This window comes from Nostoc sp. (genome assembly GCF_036917575.1).
In the GTDB taxonomy this organism is placed as follows: domain Bacteria; phylum Cyanobacteriota; class Cyanobacteriia; order Cyanobacteriales; family Nostocaceae; genus Nostoc.
Genome location: NZ_JBALDC010000004.1, coordinates 1 through 22,033 on the forward strand (window position 1 = coordinate 1; position 22,033 = coordinate 22,033).

The 22,033-nt window shown below is 41.4% G+C and carries 23 protein-coding genes; 12 read left to right on the top strand and 11 right to left on the bottom strand.

Features of this window, described 5'->3' with window-relative positions; all coding sequences use genetic code 11:
- Nucleotides 1-69: 69 nt before the first annotated feature.
- Nucleotides 70-195, bottom strand: a complete 126-nt coding sequence (locus V7K79_RS00190; RefSeq protein ID WP_335043559.1) for a reverse transcriptase N-terminal domain-containing protein — start codon at nucleotides 193-195, stop codon at nucleotides 70-72.
- A 266-nt stretch (nucleotides 196-461) separates the two neighbouring features.
- Between V7K79_RS00190 and V7K79_RS00195 the strand changes: the two genes are divergently transcribed.
- On the top strand, nucleotides 462-944 hold the full coding sequence (locus V7K79_RS00195; RefSeq protein WP_335043561.1) for a DUF3883 domain-containing protein: 483 nt from the start codon (nucleotides 462-464) through the stop codon (nucleotides 942-944).
- Nucleotides 945-1,073: 129 nt separating this feature from the next.
- Here the strand turns inward: V7K79_RS00195 and V7K79_RS00200 are convergent, their stop codons facing one another.
- The gene (locus tag V7K79_RS00200; protein WP_335043563.1) at nucleotides 1,074-1,421 is read right to left on the bottom strand and encodes a helix-turn-helix domain-containing protein; all 348 of its coding nucleotides are present in this window, start codon (nucleotides 1,419-1,421) and stop codon (nucleotides 1,074-1,076) included.
- Between the two features lie 53 nt (nucleotides 1,422-1,474).
- The gene (locus V7K79_RS00205) at nucleotides 1,475-1,828 is read right to left on the bottom strand and encodes a type II toxin-antitoxin system RelE/ParE family toxin (protein WP_335043565.1); all 354 of its coding nucleotides are present in this window, start codon (nucleotides 1,826-1,828) and stop codon (nucleotides 1,475-1,477) included.
- A 228-nt stretch (nucleotides 1,829-2,056) separates the two neighbouring features.
- Here V7K79_RS00205 and V7K79_RS00210 point away from each other — a divergent pair, with 228 nt between their 5' ends.
- From V7K79_RS00210 to cas12k, 4 genes are all read left to right on the top strand, one after another.
- Entirely contained in the window at nucleotides 2,057-2,770 is a 714-nt protein-coding gene (locus V7K79_RS00210) for a hypothetical protein (protein ID WP_335043566.1), read from the top strand.
- Nucleotides 2,712-4,415: a DUF499 domain-containing protein gene (locus V7K79_RS00215; RefSeq protein ID WP_335043568.1), complete on the top strand. Its 1,704-nt coding sequence runs from the start codon at nucleotides 2,712-2,714 to the stop codon at nucleotides 4,413-4,415. The genes V7K79_RS00210 and V7K79_RS00215 overlap by 59 nt, the downstream gene beginning before the upstream one ends.
- Nucleotides 4,408-4,983 carry a DUF499 domain-containing protein gene (locus tag V7K79_RS00220; protein ID WP_335043571.1) on the top strand — a complete coding sequence of 192 codons (576 nt, stop codon included), beginning with the start codon at nucleotides 4,408-4,410 and terminating at the stop codon, nucleotides 4,981-4,983. Before V7K79_RS00215 ends, V7K79_RS00220 begins: the two co-directional genes overlap by 8 nt.
- A 307-nt stretch (nucleotides 4,984-5,290) precedes the next feature.
- On the top strand, nucleotides 5,291-5,731 hold the full coding sequence (gene cas12k / locus V7K79_RS00225; RefSeq protein ID WP_335043572.1) for a type V CRISPR-associated protein Cas12k: 441 nt from the start codon (nucleotides 5,291-5,293) through the stop codon (nucleotides 5,729-5,731).
- Between the two features lie 700 nt (nucleotides 5,732-6,431).
- On the opposite strand, the gene ssuD is transcribed toward cas12k, so the two are convergent.
- Complete coding sequence (gene ssuD / locus V7K79_RS00230) at nucleotides 6,432-7,568, bottom strand: FMNH2-dependent alkanesulfonate monooxygenase (RefSeq protein ID WP_335043574.1); 1,137 nt, start codon at nucleotides 7,566-7,568, stop codon at nucleotides 6,432-6,434.
- 4 nt (nucleotides 7,569-7,572) lie between these two features.
- Nucleotides 7,573-7,809 (bottom strand): hypothetical protein, encoded by a 237-nt coding sequence (locus V7K79_RS00235; protein WP_335043576.1) that lies wholly within the window; start codon nucleotides 7,807-7,809, stop codon nucleotides 7,573-7,575.
- Nucleotides 7,810-7,967: 158 nt separating this feature from the next.
- Between V7K79_RS00235 and V7K79_RS00240 the strand changes: the two genes are divergently transcribed.
- Nucleotides 7,968-8,981, top strand: coding sequence for a zinc-dependent alcohol dehydrogenase family protein (locus V7K79_RS00240; protein ID WP_335043792.1), 1,014 nt, complete (start codon nucleotides 7,968-7,970; stop codon nucleotides 8,979-8,981).
- Nucleotides 8,982-9,052: 71 nt separating this feature from the next.
- On the opposite strand, the gene V7K79_RS00245 is transcribed toward V7K79_RS00240, so the two are convergent.
- A complete protein-coding gene (locus V7K79_RS00245; protein WP_335043578.1) occupies nucleotides 9,053-9,724 on the bottom strand; it encodes a glutathione S-transferase family protein in 672 nt (223 codons plus the stop codon).
- Nucleotides 9,725-9,907: 183 nt separating this feature from the next.
- Entirely contained in the window at nucleotides 9,908-10,945 is a 1,038-nt protein-coding gene (locus V7K79_RS00250; RefSeq protein WP_335043580.1) for an NADP(H)-dependent aldo-keto reductase, read from the bottom strand.
- A gap of 1,363 nt (nucleotides 10,946-12,308) precedes the next feature.
- Here V7K79_RS00250 and V7K79_RS00255 point away from each other — a divergent pair.
- Together V7K79_RS00255 and V7K79_RS00260 are read left to right on the top strand one after the other, a co-directional pair.
- Entirely contained in the window at nucleotides 12,309-13,097 is a 789-nt protein-coding gene (locus tag V7K79_RS00255; RefSeq protein ID WP_335043582.1) for a Crp/Fnr family transcriptional regulator, read from the top strand.
- Nucleotides 13,098-13,194: 97 nt separating this feature from the next.
- Complete coding sequence (locus tag V7K79_RS00260) at nucleotides 13,195-13,851, top strand: Crp/Fnr family transcriptional regulator (protein ID WP_442938875.1); 657 nt, start codon at nucleotides 13,195-13,197, stop codon at nucleotides 13,849-13,851.
- Here V7K79_RS00260 and V7K79_RS00265 read toward each other — a convergent pair.
- Nucleotides 13,829-13,960, bottom strand: coding sequence for a hypothetical protein (locus V7K79_RS00265; protein WP_335043586.1), 132 nt, complete (start codon nucleotides 13,958-13,960; stop codon nucleotides 13,829-13,831). The two genes, V7K79_RS00260 and V7K79_RS00265, sit on opposite strands and share 23 nt — an antisense overlap.
- 296 nt (nucleotides 13,961-14,256) lie before the next feature.
- Here V7K79_RS00265 and V7K79_RS00270 point away from each other — a divergent pair, with 296 nt between their 5' ends.
- Together V7K79_RS00270 and V7K79_RS00275 are read left to right on the top strand one after the other, a co-directional pair.
- Nucleotides 14,257-14,718 (top strand): response regulator, encoded by a 462-nt coding sequence (locus V7K79_RS00270; RefSeq protein ID WP_335043587.1) that lies wholly within the window; start codon nucleotides 14,257-14,259, stop codon nucleotides 14,716-14,718.
- A 244-nt stretch (nucleotides 14,719-14,962) separates the two neighbouring features.
- Nucleotides 14,963-15,553, top strand: a complete 591-nt coding sequence (locus V7K79_RS00275; protein ID WP_335043589.1) for a peptidoglycan-binding protein — start codon at nucleotides 14,963-14,965, stop codon at nucleotides 15,551-15,553.
- A gap of 108 nt (nucleotides 15,554-15,661) precedes the next feature.
- Here V7K79_RS00275 and wecB read toward each other — a convergent pair whose 3' ends face one another.
- On the bottom strand, nucleotides 15,662-16,774 hold the full coding sequence (gene wecB / locus V7K79_RS00280; protein ID WP_335043591.1) for a non-hydrolyzing UDP-N-acetylglucosamine 2-epimerase: 1,113 nt from the start codon (nucleotides 16,772-16,774) through the stop codon (nucleotides 15,662-15,664).
- A gap of 261 nt (nucleotides 16,775-17,035) precedes the next feature.
- Complete coding sequence (locus tag V7K79_RS00285; RefSeq protein ID WP_335043593.1) at nucleotides 17,036-17,407, bottom strand: hypothetical protein; 372 nt, start codon at nucleotides 17,405-17,407, stop codon at nucleotides 17,036-17,038.
- A 729-nt stretch (nucleotides 17,408-18,136) separates the two neighbouring features.
- Here V7K79_RS00285 and V7K79_RS00290 point away from each other — a divergent pair.
- Together V7K79_RS00290 and V7K79_RS00295 are read left to right on the top strand one after the other, a co-directional pair.
- On the top strand, nucleotides 18,137-19,420 hold the full coding sequence (locus V7K79_RS00290; protein ID WP_335043595.1) for a type IV pilus twitching motility protein PilT: 1,284 nt from the start codon (nucleotides 18,137-18,139) through the stop codon (nucleotides 19,418-19,420).
- A gap of 176 nt (nucleotides 19,421-19,596) precedes the next feature.
- Nucleotides 19,597-20,367 (top strand): circadian clock KaiB family protein, encoded by a 771-nt coding sequence (locus V7K79_RS00295; protein ID WP_335043597.1) that lies wholly within the window; start codon nucleotides 19,597-19,599, stop codon nucleotides 20,365-20,367.
- Between the two features lie 149 nt (nucleotides 20,368-20,516).
- On the opposite strand, the gene V7K79_RS00300 is transcribed toward V7K79_RS00295, so the two are convergent.
- On the bottom strand, nucleotides 20,517-21,908 hold the full coding sequence (locus V7K79_RS00300; RefSeq protein ID WP_335043599.1) for a UDP-glucose dehydrogenase family protein: 1,392 nt from the start codon (nucleotides 21,906-21,908) through the stop codon (nucleotides 20,517-20,519).
- Nucleotides 21,909-22,033 lie beyond the last annotated feature (125 nt).

Sequence of the window (22,033 nt, forward strand, 5' to 3'; positions counted from 1 at the left end):
CAATCGAACGAAATTCTTTTCATGGCGAGTGGAACTATATTATAAAACCCAAAGTTGCCACTTAATTGTTCAAGTTATTTTTACATAACTCCTAAGTTCTATACGCTGCTTCGGAGTCAGCGATTTAACGCCGTCTACGCCAGCCGTCTTTTTCCCCTGGTTATCTTGGGTGACTCTACGAACCGAAACTGCCAACTCCTTTATCCTGTGCCTTTTGGCTCCAGCGTATTAGCCTTTTCGCTGGTTTAGAGTGACGACGATTCAAACACATCTTTAAACCAAGGAGATTAATTACTGGGATCATCGGGCAGAAGAACTGAAAATCCAAGAGGAAGCTGGCAAGCCTAATGCCAAAATTAACTCAGGTAAGGCACGTCAGCGAGCTGATGATTTGCAAGCACGGTTAATGCAACGCTTGGAAGAATTAGAGCAAGAACGTAGATTATCGCCCCCAACCGCCTGTGGTGGTTGGGGGCGCGTTGGTAGTTTCGGTAGGCTTGCTGCAACGAATGCAAGGCAAACAACAGGTAACAACGGCGATGTTTGCCAGGGAGACGGAACGAGTAGAACAGGCAGCAATGACGGCTGTAATGGAAGTAGAACGCAATTTAGGGTACGAACCAACTGATGTGAGTACCCAGAAATGCGGCTATGATATTGAGTCACGCATCCCTAAAACAGGGCAGTTGCGGTTTATTGAAGTCAAGGGAAGAATTGCAACTGGCCAGACAGTGACAGTAACCAAGAATGAAATTATCACTGCCTTAAATAAGCCTGAGAACTTTATTTTGGCACTAGTGAAAGTGCCTCCGGCAGATGTAATCGACAGTAATTGTTCAATTCGCTATGTGCAGCAACCGTTTCATAAAGAGCCAGATTTCGCAGTCACGAGTGTAAATTACAATTTACAAGAATTGTGGCAGATGGGGACAGCACCGCAATAATTGGAGATTTCAGAGAATTGATCTGCGATCGCAATTTTGTAAGAGTAATCGCTCTTAAGTCTGCCTCCTTTATTGGATAGCTAGTTATCCAAGTAAAAAGGGATGCTTTTGGTGAGAGCAATCACAAGACTAAACTAACTCTTTAGCAGAAATCCTCAGAGGCTCAACTTTGTGCGAACGCTTTCCTTTGGGTGCTACAAAGCGAATCTCGACATCGTAACCTGCACCCCTAGCGAGTTTTGCTAGGGTTTCAATTTTAGGAACCTGTTTCCCAGATTCAATCCGAGCCAGCTGTGGCTGTTTAATGCCAACCAACTTAGCAAAATCCCGTTGATTTAAGCCGCTAGCCTTCCTTAAAGCAATAACTTGTTTTGCACACTGGAATTCAGACTCTAAGGCATCGTATTCAGCCTTTACCTCTGGATCTGCTAAAACCTCATCACGGATAGAATCCCAAGAAATTGTGTTAGAAGTCATCGTTTTTTACCCTTCTTGGATTTATTACCTTCTGGAGAAGAAGCTTTCTCCTGCTAATTTTTTTCTTGATTCACAAACTCTTTCATCCGTTGTTTAGCCAAGTCCAACTCTTTTTTAGGTAGCTTTGGACTTTTCTTTTGAAAGCCGTGAAGTAATATGAATCGCTTGCCAGTGTAGGCAAAATAGATTACACGATAGGTATTTGTGTTTTGTTCTGCTCGAATTTCAGAAAGCTTGTCTTCAACGTGCTTAACATGACGCTCTCCTACAGATGTGCCTTGCTCCTGCAAGAGGTCAAAAATACGACCCAATCTAGCCTTGACCTTTGCCTCCTGTTCATCAAACCAATCTTTCGCTGAGGATTGACCGTCAGCAGATTGATAAAATTCTATTTTCCACTCGCTCACTTACTAATGCACTATTCTGATAACGTTAATGTTATCAGAAATCTTCGCTATGTTCAACGTCTTGTACCTGTTAAAGCGGAAAAGCTTTCCATAACCTTACGATAGAGCCACTGCCTTGCTTGGGAAAAAGGTGACGAACCACCAACTAAACCGGAAAAAGTAACAGAGTATTTAAGCAAACACGCGCCACCTATTTATGATCCCTTTTGTGGTGGGGGTAGTATACCTTTGGAAGCCCAAAGATTGGGGTTAGAAGCGCATGGTAGTGATATTAATCCTGTAGCGGTTTTGATTACTAAAGCTTTGATTGAAATTCCGCCAAAGTTTGCAAATTTCACTCCTGTTAACCCTGATTCTCGCAAAAATTCTCTAAAAACTAAGATATGGTATGGGGTGCAGGGTTTAGCTGAAGATGTGCGCTATTACGGTCAATGGATGCGGGAACAAGCTTTTAAGCAAATTGGGCATTTGTATCCCAAGGTAAATTTATCGCAGGAGTCTGGGGACGCTAAAGCAACTGTGATTGCTTGGTTGTGGGCTAGGACTGTGAAATGTCCTAACCCAGCTTGTGGTTGTCAAATGCCGTTAGTGCGTTCTTTTGAACTTTCAAGTAAGAAAGGGAAGGAAGGTTGGATAGAACCAACTATTAACCATAGCCAGCAACCGCCTGTAGTCAGTTTCCAAGTTAAGTCTGGCAAGGGTAAAGCACCAGAACCACCAAAGACTGGACGCGGTGCTAAGTTTGACTGTTTAGCTTGTAAACAGCCTGTTGATGATAAGCATATTAAGGCTGAAGGTGTAGCTGGACGTATGAATACACAACTCTTGGCAATAGTTGCTGAAGGTAAAAACAGCAGGGCCTATCTTCAACCGATACAAAAACATGAAGATATTGCACACAGCGCACAACCATCTTGGATATCCCACTGCTCAGATTCCTGATGACCGTCGATCAATGTTCACGCCTCTGTATGGTTTGACCCATTTTTATCATCTCTTTACCCCGCGTCAGCTTGTAGCACTAAACACTTTTTGTGAATTAGTAAGCGAAGTACGGGAAAAGATACTTTCTGATGCTCTAACTTCTAAAATACCAGATGATAGTTTACCTCTTTGTGAAGGTGGTAAGGGTGCGACTGCTTACGCGGATGCAGTGGCGACTTATTTAGCGATCGCAGTAGATCGAATGAGTGATTACAGTTCAACTATTTGTAGTTGGAACTCAGGACGTGACAATATCCGTAACACCTTTGCCCGTCAAGCTATTCCTATGACCTGGGACTTTGCAGAAGTAAATCCATTAAGTGAGTCAACTGGTAATTTTATCGGTGCAGTTGATTGGATAGCCAAAGTCGTTGAAATTTCTCCTTGTAGCACTCAAGGATTTGTCCAACGGATAGATGCTACTAAATCAGATATTTACGCAAAATCAATAGTTGTTTCCACAGACCCGCCCTACTACGATAATATTGGCTACGCCGACCTCTCGGAGTTTTTTTATGTCTGGCTGCGACGTTCTCTAAACTTTATCTATCCCGACCTTTTCAGTACCATAATTATTCCTGACAAAGAACGAGAATTAGTGGCTACACCTTATCGCTTTGGTGGTAGTAAACAAAAGGCAAAAGAATTTTTTGAGACAGGACTGGGTGAAACTTTTAAACGGATGCGTGAGATGGCGCATGACGGATATCCTTTGACTGTTTATTATGCGTTCAAGCAAACAGAAACAGATGATGAAGTTTCTCTCACTGAAGCAAAGGGTAACAGTGAAAGTAGAGCTTCAACTGGATGGGAAACTATGCTTGAAGGGCTTATAAAAGCTGGTTTTAGCATTACTGGCACTTGGCCAATGCGAACAGAACGTAGTGCCCGTAGTATTAGCATAGGCACTAACGCCCTCGCTTCATCTATTGCTCTTGTCTGCCGCCCTCGCCCAGATGTTGCCTCTGGTAGCTACCAACAAGCAGAATTTGCTGCTGACCTTTGGCAAGTTTATTTAGATGAAGGTTCCGACGAATACCGCATACCTACAGAGTTTTTTAGTCGTACTTTTCTCACCGAAGGGCTGAAACAACTGCTCACAAATGCCTTGCTACGTCTTGCTAGCAATCAAGGCGACCCCGTTATCGAACTCCAAACTAACTTTGGTGGCGGCAAAACCCACGCGATGCTGGCACTATACCACCTGTTCATGGGAGTTCCAGCATCCAAGTTACCAGGATTGGAACCAGTGTTGGAAGCAGCAAATGTTTTACCTCCGCCAAAAGTTAACACAGCAGTGCTGGTAGGAAATAAAATTTCTCCCGGTCAGCCTCAACATAAAAAAGATGGCACAGTTGTCCGCACACTCTGGGGCGAATTAGCTTGGCAACTGGGCGGTAGGGAAGCCTACGATATGATTCGGGAAGCAGATGAAACTTCAACGAACCCTGGCGATCCCCTCCGGCTCGTGTTTAACCGCTATGCACCCTGCCTGATTTTAATTGATGAATTGGGTAGCTTATGCCCGACAGCTTCACGAAATAAACGACCTTCCAGGGGGCAGCTTCGACACTCACTTTACCTTTGCCCAGACTTTGAGTGAGTCGGCAAAAAACGCTAACCAAACTCTGTTGGTCGTGAGTATCCCTGCATCTGATAATGAAATTGGAGGCGATCGCGGTAAAGCAGCCTTAAGTAGACTCAAAAATGCTATTGGCAGAGTTGAATCTCCTTGGCGACCAGCAAGTGCCGATGAAAGCTTTGAAATTGTGCGGCGGCGGCTGTTTCAACCTATCACGGAAGAAAATGGCTTTATTGCCCGTGATGCCATCATCCGTGCCTTTGCAGAAATGTACCAAAACCAATCTCAGGAATTTCCTAGTGAATGCCGAGAAGCTAGTTATAAACGACGGCTAGAAAATGCCTATCCTATCCATCCAGAACTGTTTGACCGACTTTATAATGACTGGTCAACTCTCGACAAATTCCAACGCACGCGGGGTGTGCTGCGACTGATGGCAAAGGTGATTCATTCACTTTGGGAAGGACAAAACAAGAGTTTGTTAATCATGCCTGCCAGCGTCCCAATGGATGATGGACAGGTACAAACAGAATTGACTCGCTACCTGGAAGATAACTGGGTGCCAGTTATTGAAAAAGATGGCGATTGAGATGTGCGAATCGTTGGCTAGAAACTAAGACCCATTAGGGTCTGGAGGATTAGCCGCAAGGTACTGAACCTTGACAACTGAATGACCATGTAGGTGAGAGTCATTATCCTAGAACCCTCAAATCCTACCCCGTAGGTGCAACGGTGAAAGCATCACCCCCAGGTTCGAGACTAGCCATCAACGCCTGAAGCGGGGTGAAAAGGTGTTATTACTAACAGCCTAAGTTGGTAAGCATCGAGCAAAGTACCCATGAGTAAAGCTTCGGCTTGAAGATGCGTTTGAATCGTCGTTACGCCGAATCAGCGAAATGCAGCAGCAACGTAATTCTCATGAACGCCACAAAGCTCAAAAAAGGAACACACAAATTAAGTTGTCAGAATTGGAGTTAGGAAACCACATTGATAACTTACTAGCACAAGCAATTATCACGTTAGCTAAAACTTACCAAGCTGGCAGCATTGTTCTACCCACAATGAAAAATGTACGTGAGGCCATCCAAAGTGAAATAGAAGCTAGGGCAGTGAAAAGATGTCCTAATTACAAAGAAGGCCAGCAACAGTATGCTAAACAGTACCGCCAGAGTATCCATCGTTGGAGCTACAACAGATTGATTGAGTGTATTCAGAGCCAAGCAGCTAAGGCAAACATTTCTATAGAACAAGGCCCACAACCTATTCGAGATAGTCCTCAAGAAAAAGCGCGAGATTTAGCGATCGCTGCTTACTACTTTCGTCAAAATAAATCTTAATCTTCAGATTGAGCAAATATACCGAACCTTGACAATAAAATAAATAATAGCGCCGCAGTTCATGTTCTTTGTAACTTGAAGGTTCTCAGGAATCTGCTTTAACTCTTTAAGTTACAATAACCCTTCCCGTGTTGAGCGGGTTGAAAGAAAAAATTTATTCGTAGAAGGACGGCTCCAGTAAAGTTACAATAACCCTTCCCGTGTTGAGCGGGTTGAAAGACCAAAACAGATTTACTAGAAGCAATTCTAAGAGGAAGTTACAATGACCCTTCCCGTCTTGAGCGGGTTGAAAGGAACCCTTAGACGCAGGCAGATGCTAAATATTCGTTACAATGACCCTTCCCGTGTTGAGCGGGTTTAAAGGTCAGTGAACTTTTAGAACGCCACATTTGTTTAAGTTACAATGATTCTTCCCGTGTTGAGCGGGTTGAAAGGCAGTGTGAGAGATGTCGAAATAAAGATGAAGTTACAAGAGCTTAAGTTAAACTTAAGCTCTTGTAACTTCTATTTGGCAAGTCTGATGTTGACCAGTTACCGTACACAGTCAATAAGTTTCTAATATTGCGACATTAGTTTGTGAACGGTTATCTCGCATAAAGTGCGACACTAATTAGTTAAAGAGCGACATTAATGTGTGAAAAAAACATTAATTTGTGAACGGCGACATCTAATTTGTGAATGTACAGCTTTTTTGAATTGCTTATACAGGTTGGGGTTTGAGTAAATCTGTTTTGGTAACAAATTCACTGAATGTACTTGTAACCTGCTGCGGTAATGCGATCGCTGGAGTTTGTAACGGCAACTTGGGAAATAATAATTCTGCGACTCGATAGGCTTCTTCGAGATGGGGATACCCTGAAAAAACGAAGGTATCAATTCCTAAATCGGTATATTCCAATATTCGCGCTGCAACTGTCTCTGGATCTCCGACTAAGGCAGTCCCAGCGCCGCCACGCACTAAGCCAACACCTGCCCATAAGTTGGGGCTAATTTCTAAGTTTTGGCGTTCGCCATTGTGCAGTTGGGCCATGCGGCGTTGTCCTTCTGATTCAGACTGAGTAAATCGCTGATGTGCAGTTGCTATGGTTTCATCATCGACATACTGAATCAGTTCATTAGCTGCATCCCAAGCTTTTTGCGTAGTTTCGCGGACTATGACGTGCATCCGAATCCCAAAGCGGACTGTTCTACCTTGTTCTGCTGCTAATTGACGTACCTTTGTAATTTTTTGATCAACTCGATCTGGTGGTTCACCCCAAGTTAAATACACATCAATGTGTTTGGCAGCAACTTGGAGAGCAGCATCTGAAGAACCACCAAAATACAACGTGGGATAAGGCTTTTGTACAGGAGGAAATTGGAGTTTTGCGCCCTGAACTTGCAAGTGACGACCACTATAGCTTACTTCTTCACCTTGCATCAGCGATCGCCAAATTGTCAAAAACTCATCTGTAAGTTCATAACGCTGATCGTGATCTAAGAAAATCCCATCTTTAGCAAGTTCTTTTGTGTCGCCACCAGTGACAACATTCAAAATAATTCGACCGTTAGAAATCTGGTCAAAAGTCGCAGCCATCCTGACTGCCAAAGAAGGTGACATAATTGCTGGACGAAAGGCGACAAGAAACCGCAAGCGTTCTGTAACTGAAATTAACGAAGTAGCTACAATCCAAGTATCCTGTTTTTGTCCAGTACCAATCAGCATCCCACCATAACCCAATTTATCAACAGCTTGGGCGATTTGCTGCATATAAGGATAAGTGGCTGGTCGCCTGCCAATTGTAGTACCTAAATAACGCTCATCTCCTTGTGTCGGCAAATACCAAAAAACTTCCATTTTTCTATCTCCTGGTGCTATTTCTGACTGATGGTTTTTGGTGTGATAGCTGCAATTGTTCAGTAGTCAGCATCGCTTCCTTGATACTAATAGGTTTAGGAATAACTTTTTTGGCATCAATTTTGAGGTGAGGAATAATAAGTTTTACAACTTCTGCTCGGTTTTTCTTACCCCATTTACCTGTATTATCTATCTCCTCAACAACTAATCGCACTAATTGCTTACTGATCGTTATCGTCATTACAACCGTCAACGTTAGCGAACAAGCAGATGTCTACGACAAGCCCTTACGGTCTACGCCGACTTGAGGGAAAGTCTTGGTATGCGATCGCTCTACAGTTAAACTCAAAAGCAATCCCACTTCCAAACACCAAAGTTGTAGCTAGAACAAATACATCTATGAAAGCTTACGAAATTCAAAGCAACGCCGGAATTGATGCCTTGGCATTAGTTGATCGCCCTGAACCAAAACCTGCACCTGGACAAGTTCTGATTCAAGTAAAGGCAACATCTTTAAATTATCGCGATTTGCTGGTTATTGAAGGAGCTTACGGTGCTGGACAGAAATATCCGTTAATTCCCATGTCTGACGGTGCGGGAGAAGTCGTGGCGGTGGGGGAAGGTGTGACACGGGTGAAAATAGGCGATCGCGTCGCTGGTATTTTCTTCCAAGACTGGATTTATGGCTCTTTAACCAAAGAGAAAATGAAATCCGATCTCGGAGGCGGTATCGATGGAATGCTAGCTGAATATGTCTCATTACACCAAGATGGTTTAGTAATATTACCTGACCACTTATCCTATATTGAAGGTGCAACTCTCCCCTGTGCATCAGTTACAGCTTGGCACGGATTGGTGACAAAAGGCAATATTGGCGCAGGTGATAGTGTTTTATTACTCGGTACTGGAGGAGTTTCAATTTTTGCTCTCCAGTTTGCCAAGATACATGGTGCTAGAACAATTATTATTTCTAGCAGTGATCATAAATTGGCACGAGCTAAACAGCTTGGTGCTGACGAGATAATCAACTATAAAACAACACCAGATTGGGAAAAGCAAGTTTATCAATTAACCAATCGCACAGGTATAGATCATGTAATTGAGGTAGGTGGTGCAGGGACTTTACCAAAATCGCTACAAGCAGTCCGCATTGGGGGACGTATTAGTTTAATTGGCGTATTGTCTGGCAGAGGAGATGAAATTGACCCCATGCCAATACTTTTTAAGAGTTTAACAGTTCAGGGAATTTATGTTGGCAGTAGAGAAATGTTTGAGGCGATGAATCAGGCGCTGCAACAGCATCAAATTAAACCGATTATCGATCGAGTTTTCCCTTTTGCTGAAGCACGAGAGGCTTATCATTACCTTAAAAGTGCGGGTCACTTTGGAAAAGTCGTAATTCGTAATTCGTAATTTTAAAGAGTTTAATTTTATGTTTCAAGTGGGGTTTAAATTCCCACTTGAAACATAGTTATGAATTACGTTTAAACAGCAGCGAGAGTAGGCGCAGCGAATTTAGCATATCGCTCAATGTAGAATTCTTTAGAGTGAGCGATCGCTTTCACAGATTCACGCTCTTTCAAAGCATGTTTCCACTGACGTAGACGGGTAAATTGCTCTGGTATTCCAAAACCGCGATACTGCTTCAGTGCAGCCCAGCGCTCAAACCAAGGAAAGTAAGTGAAATCGACCAAACTAATGGATTCACCAAACCAGTAAGGGCCTTCTTCAGATAGCTTTGCTAAACCTTCGTTTTCAATGAATTCCAGATGTTTATATAGTTCCTGTTTAGCTGCTTCTTGTTTTTCGGGATCTGAACTCCGCAACAGGGTAGAAAAAGCAGGAACGAATCTGGTGTTAGCAAAATCGACCCAGATGCGAGCCTGTGCCCTATCAATGGGGCTGCTGGGTAACAGTGATGGATTGGGAAATACCTCATTGAGATACTCGTTAATTACTGCTGACTCCCAAACTCGGTTATCGCCATGAGTTATTGCAGGTACTTTTCCATAGGGGGAAACTTTGGTAAATCCTTCAGGCTTATTTTGCAAATCAATCTCAATCAAATCGAAGTCAATGCCTTTCTCTTGAAGTACCAAGCGGGTACGGTGAGCATAAGGACAAACAACTGCACTGTATACTTTAATTTCAGCCATGTTTAAGTTCCTTGGTAAATAGGACTTGTTAATCGGCATTGGGAATTGAATTTGAATCCAAAATCCCAAATCTTAAATTGTTAGTGTCACAAAATATTTGGAAGCGAATGTAGCGTGAAAAATTCTCGACACTAAGCAAATTTTGAAACTGTCTTGAATTTTGAATTTTGAATTTTGAATTGTTTATGGTGCTGGGTTTGGCGACTGAATATGAACTATATCCAACTCTTCCAAAATGTCTTTTTCGAGAACTACATTCACGCTTTCTAAATTTTCTTTGAGTTGCTCCAGTGTGGTGGCACCGATAATTGTACTAGCTACAAACCAACGACTTTGCACAAATGCCAAAGCTAGATGCGCTGGACTTAGTTGATGGCGCTTGGCAATTTCTACATAAGCTGATACGGCTTGACTTACTTTTGGTTTGAGATAGCGCTGACCGAAATTATCAAACAAAGTGACTCTGGCTTTTTCTGGTTTGCCGTTTAGGTATTTGCCAGTCAAGAAGCCAAATGCTAAAGGACTATAAGCTAGCAACCCGATTTCTTCCTGATAAACTGCTTCTGCTAAGGCTCCGTCAAAGACTCGATTCAGCAAGTTATAAGCATTTTGAATTGAAACAATTTTGGGCAATCCTAATTGTTTAGCAGCATTACTAAATTGGGCAACTCCCCAAGGAGTTTCATTACTCAAACCGATATAGCGAATTTTTCCTGCCTTAATTACATCGGCAAAAACTGCTAACTGTTCAGCAATGGGAACCGTTTCTTTCACTTGAGTCGGATCAAATACCGTTTGTCCAAAGCGTGGCACGTAACGGTCGGGCCAGTGAATTTGGTATAAATCAATATATTCTGTCTGTAATCTTTTTAGACTATCATCTACAGCTTGTTTGATATTATCACGGTCAATTGCTTCGGCTCCACCACGTAACCATTTAAAGCCTCGACCAGGGCCCGCAATCTTAGTAGCTATAATAAGCTGATCTCTTTGTTGACGCTTTAACCATTCTCCAATAAAAGTTTCAGTTAATCCATAAGTTTTGCTACTTGGTGGGACAGGATACATCTCAGCTGCATCAATAAAGTTGACTCCTTGGGCAATAGAATAATTTAGCTGATCGTGGGCTTCTTCAATAGTATTTTGCTGTCCATAAGTCATAGTGCCCAGACAAATTTCAGAAACCTTTAAGTCACTCTTGCCAAGTTGGTTATACTTCATATTTCTGCATTGCTATTCAGTAAATTTAACATTGATATTCTTGTTAGATATTTTGTATTTTGTCAAGGGCGCTATTATTTTTAAGTAAATCAGCTTCAAACAACACTGGATTTGGCACTAAGTCAATACAAATCTTTCAGCAAATTAATATTTTGCTAATAATACTAAAAATTGATAGATGAATCGTATTTTATGAGTACAGTTGCTTATTATTGCATAGAGAAGCCAGATAAGTAAGCTAGTTGGGAATAAGAAAAAATCTAAAATTGTAGTAGAAAATACTTGCTTTTATTGAGTTTTTGTGAACTAGACTGTTTTAGCTGGAGTTAATACTACAATTAATCAGTCAGTTTACCGTAGTATAGCAAAACTTCTCAAGATTTTTCTGTAATTAAGTCTTAACAAATGTTCATCTTGATATATTTATTCTAAGTAAATTGAGTTTAAGGTATTAGAAAACACTAATTTTACTTATAAGAGTTCACAACAGCTAGTACAGCACCGTGTAAATAAGCAGACCATTGAAAAGCTCTTTAGACCTTATTCCATAAAACTTTTGAACGCCAGTTGCTTCTCTCTTGGCGCTAGCCTCTCCCTTTGGGAGAAGGGGAGACGCTGCGCGTAGCTTGCTTCCTTGAAGGGGTACAAGTCGGCAGAGCCGCCCAACGCACTGGCTCCTTTTGAATGAGTGATTTTTGACTTCTGCCTTGCGGTATTAGTAGCAATAACAAAGACTTAGGGTTTTAAGGACTTGCATAACCAGGAATTTTTGCTGCGATCGCTGACAACAATACTTATATCTATAGCAATCTAATTTAAGTCACAAGTAAATAAAATTATACTGAATAATTAAAAAATTTAGTGAGATAATTATGACATTTTTGATGCATTCAATTGCAGTTACAAAGCGATATATTAATAATTTATTTGGCGTTGCTTAATTTAGATATAAAATGCAAAAATCAGGTATTTTCAACTCTTATTCTCTGGGTGTGTTCGCCTCTGCATAAGACAAATCCATATTCTTAATCAGCAATTTCCTTTATTTTGCATTAAAAGATTCCAGACACTGCCATGTAAATCGATGCAGATGTACTCAGAAGCGAGTTCAATCGCGGTATAGCGCTTTAAAGCCTGTTGCTGTGCTATGTCCAAGGTGTATACACTCAAATAGTTTTTGTTAAGTTTCTATGTAGCAAACTGCATAGACTCAAACAAGTGTTTTCATTTAAGCTTTCTTAGATTGTTCCCGTGTTTCTTTAGCGAATACATCTTTTGACATTTAGGAGCTGAGCCTTAAATCCTTTCCTTGTGTCTGAGTTGGCTTTTCTAAAGTCACCTAGTTTAAGGAGACTAGCTTCTAATGTCATTACATGAAAATATTTATCATCAACCATCAAATAAGCTGCTTGCAGCTCTGCCAGCCAGTGATTATCAGCGTCTTGTTCCTCATCTAAAGCTAGTTTCGCTCGAAGTTTACCAAATCCTTTACGAAGCAGGCGAACCAATCACACAAGTATATTTTCCTGATAACGGAATGGTTTCTATAGTTACCACTATGGAAGATGGCTCAACGGCGGAAGTTGGGATAGTCAGCAGTGAAGGTATGGTCGGTATCCCGGTAATTTTAGGAAAAAATACCACAATTACAACATCATTTGTGCAGATTTCGGGCGCTGCTATGCAGATGAATGCAGATGTACTTAGAGCGGAGTTCAATCGGGGCGGAGGGCTTCAAAACCTGCTGCTGTCCTACGTACAAGCTATATACTCGGAACTGGCGCAAGCAGCTGCCTGCAACCGTCTGCATACACTGGACGAACGGCTGGCTCGCTGGTTACTGACAGTCTCTGATCGTATGGAATCAGAAGATTTTTTACTCACGCAAGAATTTATCGCCCAGATGCTGGGTGTACGTCGTTCCGGCGTGACAGTAGCCGCTAGCACCCTCAGCCAAGCCGGAATGATCAGTTACAAACGTGGTCATATTAGCATCCTCAACAGAGAGAATTTGGAAGCAACTTGCTGCGAGTGTTATCGAGTCATACAAAACGAATTTGCTCGGTTATTGGGCATGAAGCCCAATAACCGAGCCAAAAAATTTTTTGGAATTATGTGTACGAAACCGAACAGACTCGCAAAAGTAACTTGATTTAAAGTACTTTAAGCAAATTTATCTATCTTTTTTAATGTTCAGTGAGGGAAACACTTTTAAGCCGCAAGTAAATAGGTTACTCGCGGCTTTGCCGATGAGTGATTATCAGCGTCTTATTCCACACCTGAAGTTGGTTTCGCTTTCGACTCGGCAAATCATTTATGAATCAGGAGAACCGATCGCACACGTCTATTTTCCCCTACACGGAGTAGTTTCTTTAGTCGCTAGTATGGAAGATGGCTCGATGGTGGAAGTTGGGATAGTGAGCAATGAAGGCATGATCGGTATCCCAGTAATTTTAGGAAGCAATACAACAACCACAAAAGCGTTTGTGCAGGTTTCAGGTATTGCTATGCAGATGGATGCAGGTGTACTTAAAACCGAGTTCAATCAGGGCGGAGCTATTCAAAAGCTACTGCTGCGCTATGTACAAGCTGCATACACTGAATTGGCACAAGGATGTGCCTGCAACCGTTTTCATACCGTAGAAGAGCGGTTGGCTCGTTGGCTACTGACAGTCTCTGACCGCGTGCAATCAGAGGATTTTCCGCTCACACAAGAATTTATCGCCCAGATGCTGGGTGTACGGCGCTCCGGTGTGACAGTAGCGGCTAGCACCCTCAGCCGAACCGGAATGATTCGCTACCAGCGTGGTCATATTAGCATCCTCAACCGAGAGGATTTGTCAGCAACTTCCTGCGAGTGTTATCAAGTCATCCAAAACGAATTTACTCAGTTGCTGCGGAATTAGTTAAAGCGCGTAGGCGTAGCCCGTCGTAGACATCGCCAATAATATCGTGTTCGGTGAAAGACTTATGATTAAGATCGCAGGGGGAAAGAGGGTTTTCCGATTTCTGCATGGATTACGGTAATTATAACTAATCAACCGAACTTGATATAAATCATTTGAAATTACTATGTCCGAAACCGGACAGACACTTGCTAGTTAGTTTCTTTAAGATTTAGTAAAGTGTGGATCAAATAGTATTGATAAATATATCACTCATATCTGATTTTTGAACAAGATTTCAGAGTAAATCCTGATAAAACGGGCTTTTGAGTCTCAAAATATTTTCAATAATCAAATCAAAGTCCTATATATGGCTTTTGCTCTAATTACTATTTCAAGTTTTTGAGCTATAGAACAGTGAAAATAATGTCTAATCAATCGATGTCTTTTAAGGGTCTGCGATTGCTAGTTGTTGATAACGACTTTGATACCAGAATATTACTTACCTACCTGTTTGAATTAGGCGAAGCAGAGATTATGACTGCTGCTTCAGCAAGCGAGGCTATAGAAATAATGTCATTTTTTAAACCGGACATCCTAATTAGTGACATTTATTTACCAGATGAAGACGGCTACTCACTGCTCTTGAAAGCCAGAAATCTGGAAGCAAAGCGAGGGAGAAAGATTCCAGCTATTGCTCTGACGGCATCTGCTTCCGAAGAAGACCGTAATATGGCATTATTATTAGGTTATGATATATATCGATGTAAGCCTATAGATTTAGACGAATTAGCATTTATGGTTGCTAGTTTAACTGGAATCGGCAATAGGCTTGAGATATTGGAATGCAACAAGGCAGAACTTAGTAAGCAAGAAAGCTTTAACTAAATTTTATTTATTTTAAAAATACAATTTCTAGGACGGTCTATGTCAACGCCTGGTGATTTTTATCTCAAATCATCAGGCGATGCTTTTTCTCAGGAAACTTTTGACTAATTTTATTTTTTATTAATTTCGCTATTAGTAAAAATTTATTCCAAGGTAGTGATATAAAATATACTAAGAAAAAATACAGAGAACAACGCAAGTGATTCTCTACAAATACTCATTTTTTCATATCAAGGAATGCATTATGGAATATCTCGCTTATTCTCAGATGTTTATTGCTCAAGAAGAGGCATCTGGAAACACTAATTATAATTTTCCTAAACCTCAATTAAATTGGAAAAAACTATTTAAATCTTCGGCTTGGTTAGCGTTGGCTGGTGTTGGTGTATTACTTGCTGCTGTTACCCAAATTCAAATGAGTTCGGCTGCTTATGTAAAGACTAACGGCAGTTGTTTACGCGTCCGTTCAGGCCCAAGCACCTACTACTCTCATGTGGACTGTGTACCAAATGGCGCAACACTTCCAGCAATTGAACGATATGAAAACGGTTTTGCCAGACTTTCTACAGGTAGATACGTTTTTGCCCGATGGATTGGTGATAGACCTTACAATCGTCCTGTAACTAGACCTGGTGGTGTTGGCGGCCCAGTAACTCTTACCCCTGGTTATAGAGGTCTGCTTGTTAGAGACGTTCAAACAGCTTTGGGTAATCTCAGAATTGATGGAATTTATGGTCAAGAAACTGTTAGCCGAGTCCGAAGCTTTCAGGCAAGTAAAGGTCTACTTGTAGATGGTGTTGTAGGCCCCGAAACTAGAGCAGCTCTGGGTATTTAGCCAGAAGCCACCCTTAGAAAATCTCGTGGTTCGGTAAAGGTTAGTACTTTGTCTAAGTTAGTGCAAGAGGATTTGTAGTAAGAACTAAAGTGCTTACTACGAACTTTCTTACCCATAAAGGTAATTTTGTACAATCTGCAAAATGCGCTCTGCTGCATGACCATCTCCAAAGGGATTGATTGCATTTGCCATCGCTTCATAAGCATCTGAGTAACTGAGTAACTCAGCAGCAGCTGCAAAAATATTCTCAGTCGTAGTGCCAACAAGTTTAGCTGTACCAGCTACAACAGCCTCTGGTCTTTCGGTGGTGTCTCTCAAAACTAGTACTGGTTTTCCCAAGCTGGGGGCTTCTTCTTGTAAGCCGCCAGAGTCAGTAAGCAAAAGATGCGATCGCCCAATTGCTCCCACCAATTCGCCATAATCTAGAGGATCTGTCAAGAAAATTCGGGGATGATTTCCTAAAAGTTCCTGCAACGGGACTCGCACCGTCGGATTGCGGTGTAATGGTAATAGTAAAGCTGTATCAGGAAACTTGTCTAAAATTTGTAAAAACGCCTGAGCGATCGCTAACAGAGGTTCACCCCAATTCTCCCGACGATGAACTGTTGCTAACAAAACCCGATATGATTGCCAGTCTAAGCCTGGAACATCACAAACTACTTGGGTTGCAGCGACATTTAACAATGCATCAATTACCGTGTTGCCCGTCATGTGAATTTCACCCAAAACACCAGAACGATGCAAATTTTCCACAGCCCAAGGAGTCGGTGCAAAGTGCAACTGAGTAATTTGAGAAATTAACCGCCGATTAGCTTCTTCTGGGTAAGGATTGAATATATCATCAGTTCTTAACCCTGCTTCTACATGACCAACAGGAATTTTTTGATAAAAAGCTGCCAAAGCTGCGGCAAAAGCAGTGGTAGTATCTCCCTGCACAATTACAAAATCTGGCTTTTCCGCTTTAAATAATGCTTCTAACCCTTGTAAACTACGGCAAGTAATATCATTTAGAGATTGCTGAACCTGCATAATTTCCAAGTTATAATCCGACTTGATATTAAACAGTTGCATAACTTGCTCAACCATCTCCCGGTGCTGTCCAGTTAAAATTACTTGCAACTGAAATTCTGAAGACTTCTGGAAAACCTGAATTACTGGAGCGAGTTTAATTGCTTCTGGGCGAGTACCTAAGATAATGCAAACGCGTTTTTGATTAATCATTAGTCATCTGTAATTTACCATCTATAGTTAATGGTCTATAGTCAATGGTCTATGGTCAATAGTCGGCGGTCAATCCTCACATAAACCATAAATATTAATGGATAAATCACACAAGATATAAAAAAACTCGGCTTAACCGGGCAAATGCATTGTTTATTTAATTAACCTGTGATGACTATTTAAAAATTCAAATTATAAAAACCATGAAAAAACCCGGCTTAACCGGGCAGACGCACTGTTTGTCTAATTAACCTGTAATAACTATTTAATCTCACAAGTTAGAGGGCAAGCAGCGTAAACAGTAGCCTGCATTTGGTCTGCCTCGCCATGCAGCCAGCTTAACCATTTAACTTCACTAGGATGAACTCCCTTAACAGTTAGCACACCCGCAGCCAATACAACTGCCATCACATTAAACATTACTAGAGCACCTGCTACAAGCAAAACCGCACTAACAGGCATCACAGATTGCAAGATAATCGACAACAGACATCCGACCGTGGCCATCAAGACAACTAGTGGAAAACCCACAACCAACAAACATACTGCTAATGTAAAAGTCCATATTAAAAAGCTTTTAATCATCAACAAGGAGTAGGTCTTTCCTTGATTAGAGCTTTGAGCAGAAACCATGACTTTTCCTCCTAAAATACACAACAAATTTTAATTTCAGTAATATCTCACTTTTTGCGAGTAAACTGAATTGTTTCATTGAAACTTAGTATATAAAAACTAATTAGAAAAATGAGCATTTGTTTACTAAAGTTTACAGTTAATTTTTTCTAATTATGGATAAAAAATCAATTTTCTATCTATTAAAAAAACTTGCTTATTGCATCTACCTTCGGGTATACAACCTAAAAGGTATGAGCTTTTAACTTTGATCCCCACGATATCACTCCTATTTAACTTAACATTTCTTATAAGAATTATTAGTTTTTCTCATAATTCCTAGACAGGCTGAATAAATGATCTGCTAGTATTTGTGCTGTTAATTGCTGGCAATTCGTGCCCATCTCTGGGATAAATTTCTCATCTAAGTCGTGAGAATATTTACCTTTATTTTTTAGTACAAAAATATACACAAATACCTACGTATATTAACTGAGGGCTTTTGAGTCATTACATGTGTTAAACCAGTTTATATAGGTTAAATAATCTATCTAAATATTCTGAGTAATGAAATATTAGGAAATAAAAGATACCAAATGAAGTGGATGAGATACATTGACCGTGGTTCTAGAGTTTTAATCGCCTTCTATCACCGCTAAGGCTTGCAGACAAGCATTCTCTAAAAGTCATTAAAGCAAGTGACTTTACTTCTCGTTAATTCAACTTTTTAACTACCAAATGTGAAGATATATGACAGAATTACAGTCTCCATTAAATTCTAACTCTGCTGCCGGACGTAATCTACCACCAATGCCGCCGCCACCACCGCCAATCCCAACCTTTATTACGCAGAGGCAGATGACACAAACACTCGATATGTCAATCGATAGAGGCACTAATTTGCCTGTTGCAGGTCATCGTCCGGGTAGTCCACCGCCAATACCTAATTCGGTTCGCCCTCAAAACAGCAGTTCAGAAGTCACTTTAGAGAAGTTAATCAGAGAAGCTTACGATCAGGGATATTCTGATTTGCACTTGGGTGTAGGTGAACCACCCCGCTTTCGCAGCCGGGGAGAAATTCAATCAGGGGATTATCCAGAAACAGATAAAGAAACTTTTATGAGTTGGTTGCGGGAGGTAATGAGTGACGGAGAAATTCAGCGCTTTGAAGAATCATTAGAATTTGACGGAGCAACTCAATACGAATTTGCTCGCGTGCGGATTAATGTTTTTGGCTCTCTCAAAGGGCCTGCAATGGTGTTGCGGTTGATTCCGCTAAAAATCTTAACTATGGAACAGTTAAGATTACCTCCAATTTTTCGTGATATTTGTCATCACCATAAAGGTTTAATTTTGGTGACAGGGCCCACTGGTTCTGGTAAGTCCACCACAATGGCAGCGATGATTGACTACATCAATAAGGAGATGGCCAAACATATCATCACCATTGAAGACCCGATAGAATTTGTCCATCAAAGCCGCAAGTCTTTAGTCAAACAGCGGGAAGTAGGAATGCATACCCGGAAATTTGACAACGCTTTGAAAGCAGCTTTGCGGGAAGATCCAGATTTGATTCTGGTAGGGGAAATGCGGGACAAGGAAACAGTTAATACCGCTCTAAAAGCCGCTCAGACCGGTCACTTAGTCATGGGAACCTTACACACCAATAGTGCAGTCAAAACCATTGAACGGATTCTCAACCTCTATTCTGGTGATGAACAAGATGCAATGCGGGTGGCAATTTCTGAGTCTTTAGTGGCAGTAATTGCCCAAGGTTTGTGTCGCACTACCGACGGTAAGCGGGCTGCTTTCCACGACGTGCTGATCAATACTGAGGCGATTAAAGAATGGATCAAAGACGGGAAGTATGATGAAATTGGCGAGCTGATGAAACAAGCTGGCTTTGACGGCATGATTACGATGAATCAGTCGTTGCTGAATCTCTATCAAGACGGACGAATCACTGAAGAAACTGCTTTGGAAATGTCACCAACTCCTAACGAAATGGCGCAGTTTCTCCGAGGTCGAGTTTAAGTGGGGACTAGAGATTAGGGATTGGGGATTAGGAAGTAGGGGAAGAATAATTACTGGCTACTAAATATTGCCCAGTCCCCAGTCCCCAATTCCAAATATCTTTGCAATCCTGGTTGAGGTTATAGCTAAGGTAAAAGGTAAAAGAGAGAATTTTTACTTTTAGTTCCCTAACCTCTGTGAATAACTTGACGACAAACAAACTATCTACACCCCAGCTGTTTAAAGGCATTGCGCTATTTACACCTGGAGGAGATTTAATTTACTGCATCGACCCTAGCAAGCAAGGTCGATGGCATTTGCATTTATGCTTGGCTTTGCAAGAAATCCTAGATTTACCAGAGCCACCACACTTTTTAGTGCCTTGTTATACTGCAACTGTTGACAATTGGTTAGATCCGCGCACTCAAAAAGTGCGAACTTTTGCTGAAGCTTATCCGGCTGTCATTAGACACCAAGCTTTGCTTAATACTATTTTTGGCACAGGGGAATTAGTATGGCAAGCAGCTCCTTGGCAAGAGGGATTGTGCGATCGCATGGTGTTAACAACTTATCATTCGTCATTTGGGCAGCTTTGGGAGGATCATGATTTAATTGTCCGTCTAGACCTTTCTGAACCTGTGCCAAAATATCACCAGCCAGTAATAGTACAAAAAAAAGAAGCCATTACCCAAGGCTATGTTCTCCGCTTATTTGTTGCAGGACATAGCAGTTCTACTGAACGCATTTTGCAAAATTTACATGAATTGTTAGAGCGATCGCTTGGACATCCTTATACTTTGAAGGTGATTGATGTTTTAAGTCATCCAGAACAAGCAGAACTAAATCAGGTTTCTGCAACTCCTACCCTTGTCAAGGTTTGGCCTCACCCAATTCGGCGAATCGTTGGTGAGTTGGATCGTGTAGAAAATATTTTACAGATGTTAGCTTCTAAGGAAAATTTTAAGTAATTAGCAATTTAAATTATGCAACGCCAAATACCGCCTAGATGATTCTAGACGGTAGTTTAAATCTTTAGGTTTTGAAGAAGGTTAAGTTAGGAGTTATTAATTACTAGATCGAAATTAATTTTTATTTATCACTCCTAACTTTTAATTTTCTATCTTCCCACACCTACATATTGGAATCCAGCGCGTATAATTGCTTCTGGGTCAAGGAAGTTACGACCATCGATGATAACAGGGTGAGCCATCAGTTTCGCCATCTTCACATAGTCCAGAGTGCTGAACTGCTGCCATTCCGTGACGAGTACTAAAGCATCGCAGCCATCAGCTAGTCTTTCGGCATCGGTTTCTACTAATACCCCAGAAAGACCATGACGCATACCTGTTTGGGAAATAATGGGGTCGTAGGCTTTGACTTTAGCTCCCAGTCGGTTTAATTGCTCAATTAGGATGAGTGCTGGAGCGTCTCGCAAATCGTCGGTATCGGGCTTAAAGGTCAGTCCGAGTAGTCCGACTGTTTTGCCTTTGAGAATTTTTAGAACTTGTTGAAGTTTCTCTAAAGCAATCAATCGCTGACGTTCGTTGACACTGACAGCAGATTTTAGTAGCTGGGCTTCATAACCATAGTCATCAGCAGTGTGAATCAGGGCAGAGACATCTTTGGGAAAGCAAGAACCACCCCAACCAATACCAGCTTGTAAAAACTTGTTACCAATGCGGGAATCTAGACCGATACCTCTAGCTACTTGAGTAACATCAGCACCGACGCGATCGCAAATATTAGCAACTTCGTTAATAAAACTAATTTTAGTAGCTAAAAAGGCATTAGCGGCGTATTTAATCATCTCCGCCGAACTAAGGTCTGTCGCCAAAATTGGCACAGGAGGTAAAGATTGATTTTCTGCGTACTTGCGTTCCACAATTGGGGAATACAGTTGTTGCATCAATGCTACAGCTCTTTGACTATTGCCCCCTAATACAATGCGATCGGGGTTGAAGGTGTCATAAACTGCTGAACCTTCTCGCAAAAACTCTGGATTGCTGACGACATCAAACTCGGCTGCAAACTCAGATAATTTATCATCGTTCGGCACTCCACCTGCGGGTATGAGTGTTTTCTGCCGCTCTCCAACACCATCCAGAATAAGCATCCGCACCCAGTCACCTGAGCCAATGGGTACTGTAGATTTATTTACTATGACTTTATAACCACCGTTGAGATTTTCCCCAATTCCACGGGCTACAGCTTCGACGTAACGAGTATCACTTTCACCAGTGGGTAAAGGTGGCGTTCCCACAGCAATAAACAAAATTTCTCCGTGGGAAACTCCAGCAGCAAGATCGCTAGTAAAATGAATCTTCTCTGTTTGAATGGCAGACTGCATAATTTCTGAGAGTCCCGGCTCAAAAATTGGAGACTGCCCAGACTTCATTAACTTAACTTTTTCTTCGTTGTTGTCTACGCAAATTACATCATGCCCAATATGAGCCAAGCAAGCACCTGTAACTAAACCAACGTAACCAGTACCAATAACGCAAACACGCATTTATTTAACTCCTCACTTTTTCGGGCTTAATTTTCAAAAAGAAATTCTCAATTTTACACTTACACACTTAAGAAAAATCAGTAACTGATATAGACTAGCTACTAATCGGATTAGCTTAGATGAAA

Coding starts and splice junctions, on each gene's coding strand:
- V7K79_RS00200 (WP_335043563.1), bottom strand. CDS start 1,421: ATGACTTCTAACACAATTTCTTGGGATTCTATCCGTGATGAGGTTTTA.
- V7K79_RS00215 (WP_335043568.1), top strand. CDS start 2,712: ATGAAGATATTGCACACAGCGCACAACCATCTTGGATATCCCACTGCT.
- cas12k (WP_335043572.1), top strand. CDS start 5,291: ATGCAGCAGCAACGTAATTCTCATGAACGCCACAAAGCTCAAAAAAGG.
- ssuD (WP_335043574.1), bottom strand. CDS start 7,568: ATGGAAGTTTTTTGGTATTTGCCGACACAAGGAGATGAGCGTTATTTA.
- V7K79_RS00235 (WP_335043576.1), bottom strand. CDS start 7,809: ATGACGATAACGATCAGTAAGCAATTAGTGCGATTAGTTGTTGAGGAG.
- V7K79_RS00240 (WP_335043792.1), top strand. CDS start 7,968: ATGAAAGCTTACGAAATTCAAAGCAACGCCGGAATTGATGCCTTGGCA.
- V7K79_RS00245 (WP_335043578.1), bottom strand. CDS start 9,724: ATGGCTGAAATTAAAGTATACAGTGCAGTTGTTTGTCCTTATGCTCAC.
- V7K79_RS00250 (WP_335043580.1), bottom strand. CDS start 10,945: ATGAAGTATAACCAACTTGGCAAGAGTGACTTAAAGGTTTCTGAAATT.
- V7K79_RS00255 (WP_335043582.1), top strand. CDS start 12,309: ATGTCATTACATGAAAATATTTATCATCAACCATCAAATAAGCTGCTT.
- V7K79_RS00260 (WP_442938875.1), top strand. CDS start 13,195: ATGAGTGATTATCAGCGTCTTATTCCACACCTGAAGTTGGTTTCGCTT.
- V7K79_RS00265 (WP_335043586.1), bottom strand. CDS start 13,960: ATGCAGAAATCGGAAAACCCTCTTTCCCCCTGCGATCTTAATCATAAG.
- V7K79_RS00270 (WP_335043587.1), top strand. CDS start 14,257: ATGTCTAATCAATCGATGTCTTTTAAGGGTCTGCGATTGCTAGTTGTT.
- V7K79_RS00275 (WP_335043589.1), top strand. CDS start 14,963: ATGGAATATCTCGCTTATTCTCAGATGTTTATTGCTCAAGAAGAGGCA.
- wecB (WP_335043591.1), bottom strand. CDS start 16,774: ATGATTAATCAAAAACGCGTTTGCATTATCTTAGGTACTCGCCCAGAA.
- V7K79_RS00285 (WP_335043593.1), bottom strand. CDS start 17,407: ATGGTTTCTGCTCAAAGCTCTAATCAAGGAAAGACCTACTCCTTGTTG.
- V7K79_RS00290 (WP_335043595.1), top strand. CDS start 18,137: ATGACAGAATTACAGTCTCCATTAAATTCTAACTCTGCTGCCGGACGT.
- V7K79_RS00300 (WP_335043599.1), bottom strand. CDS start 21,908: ATGCGTGTTTGCGTTATTGGTACTGGTTACGTTGGTTTAGTTACAGGT.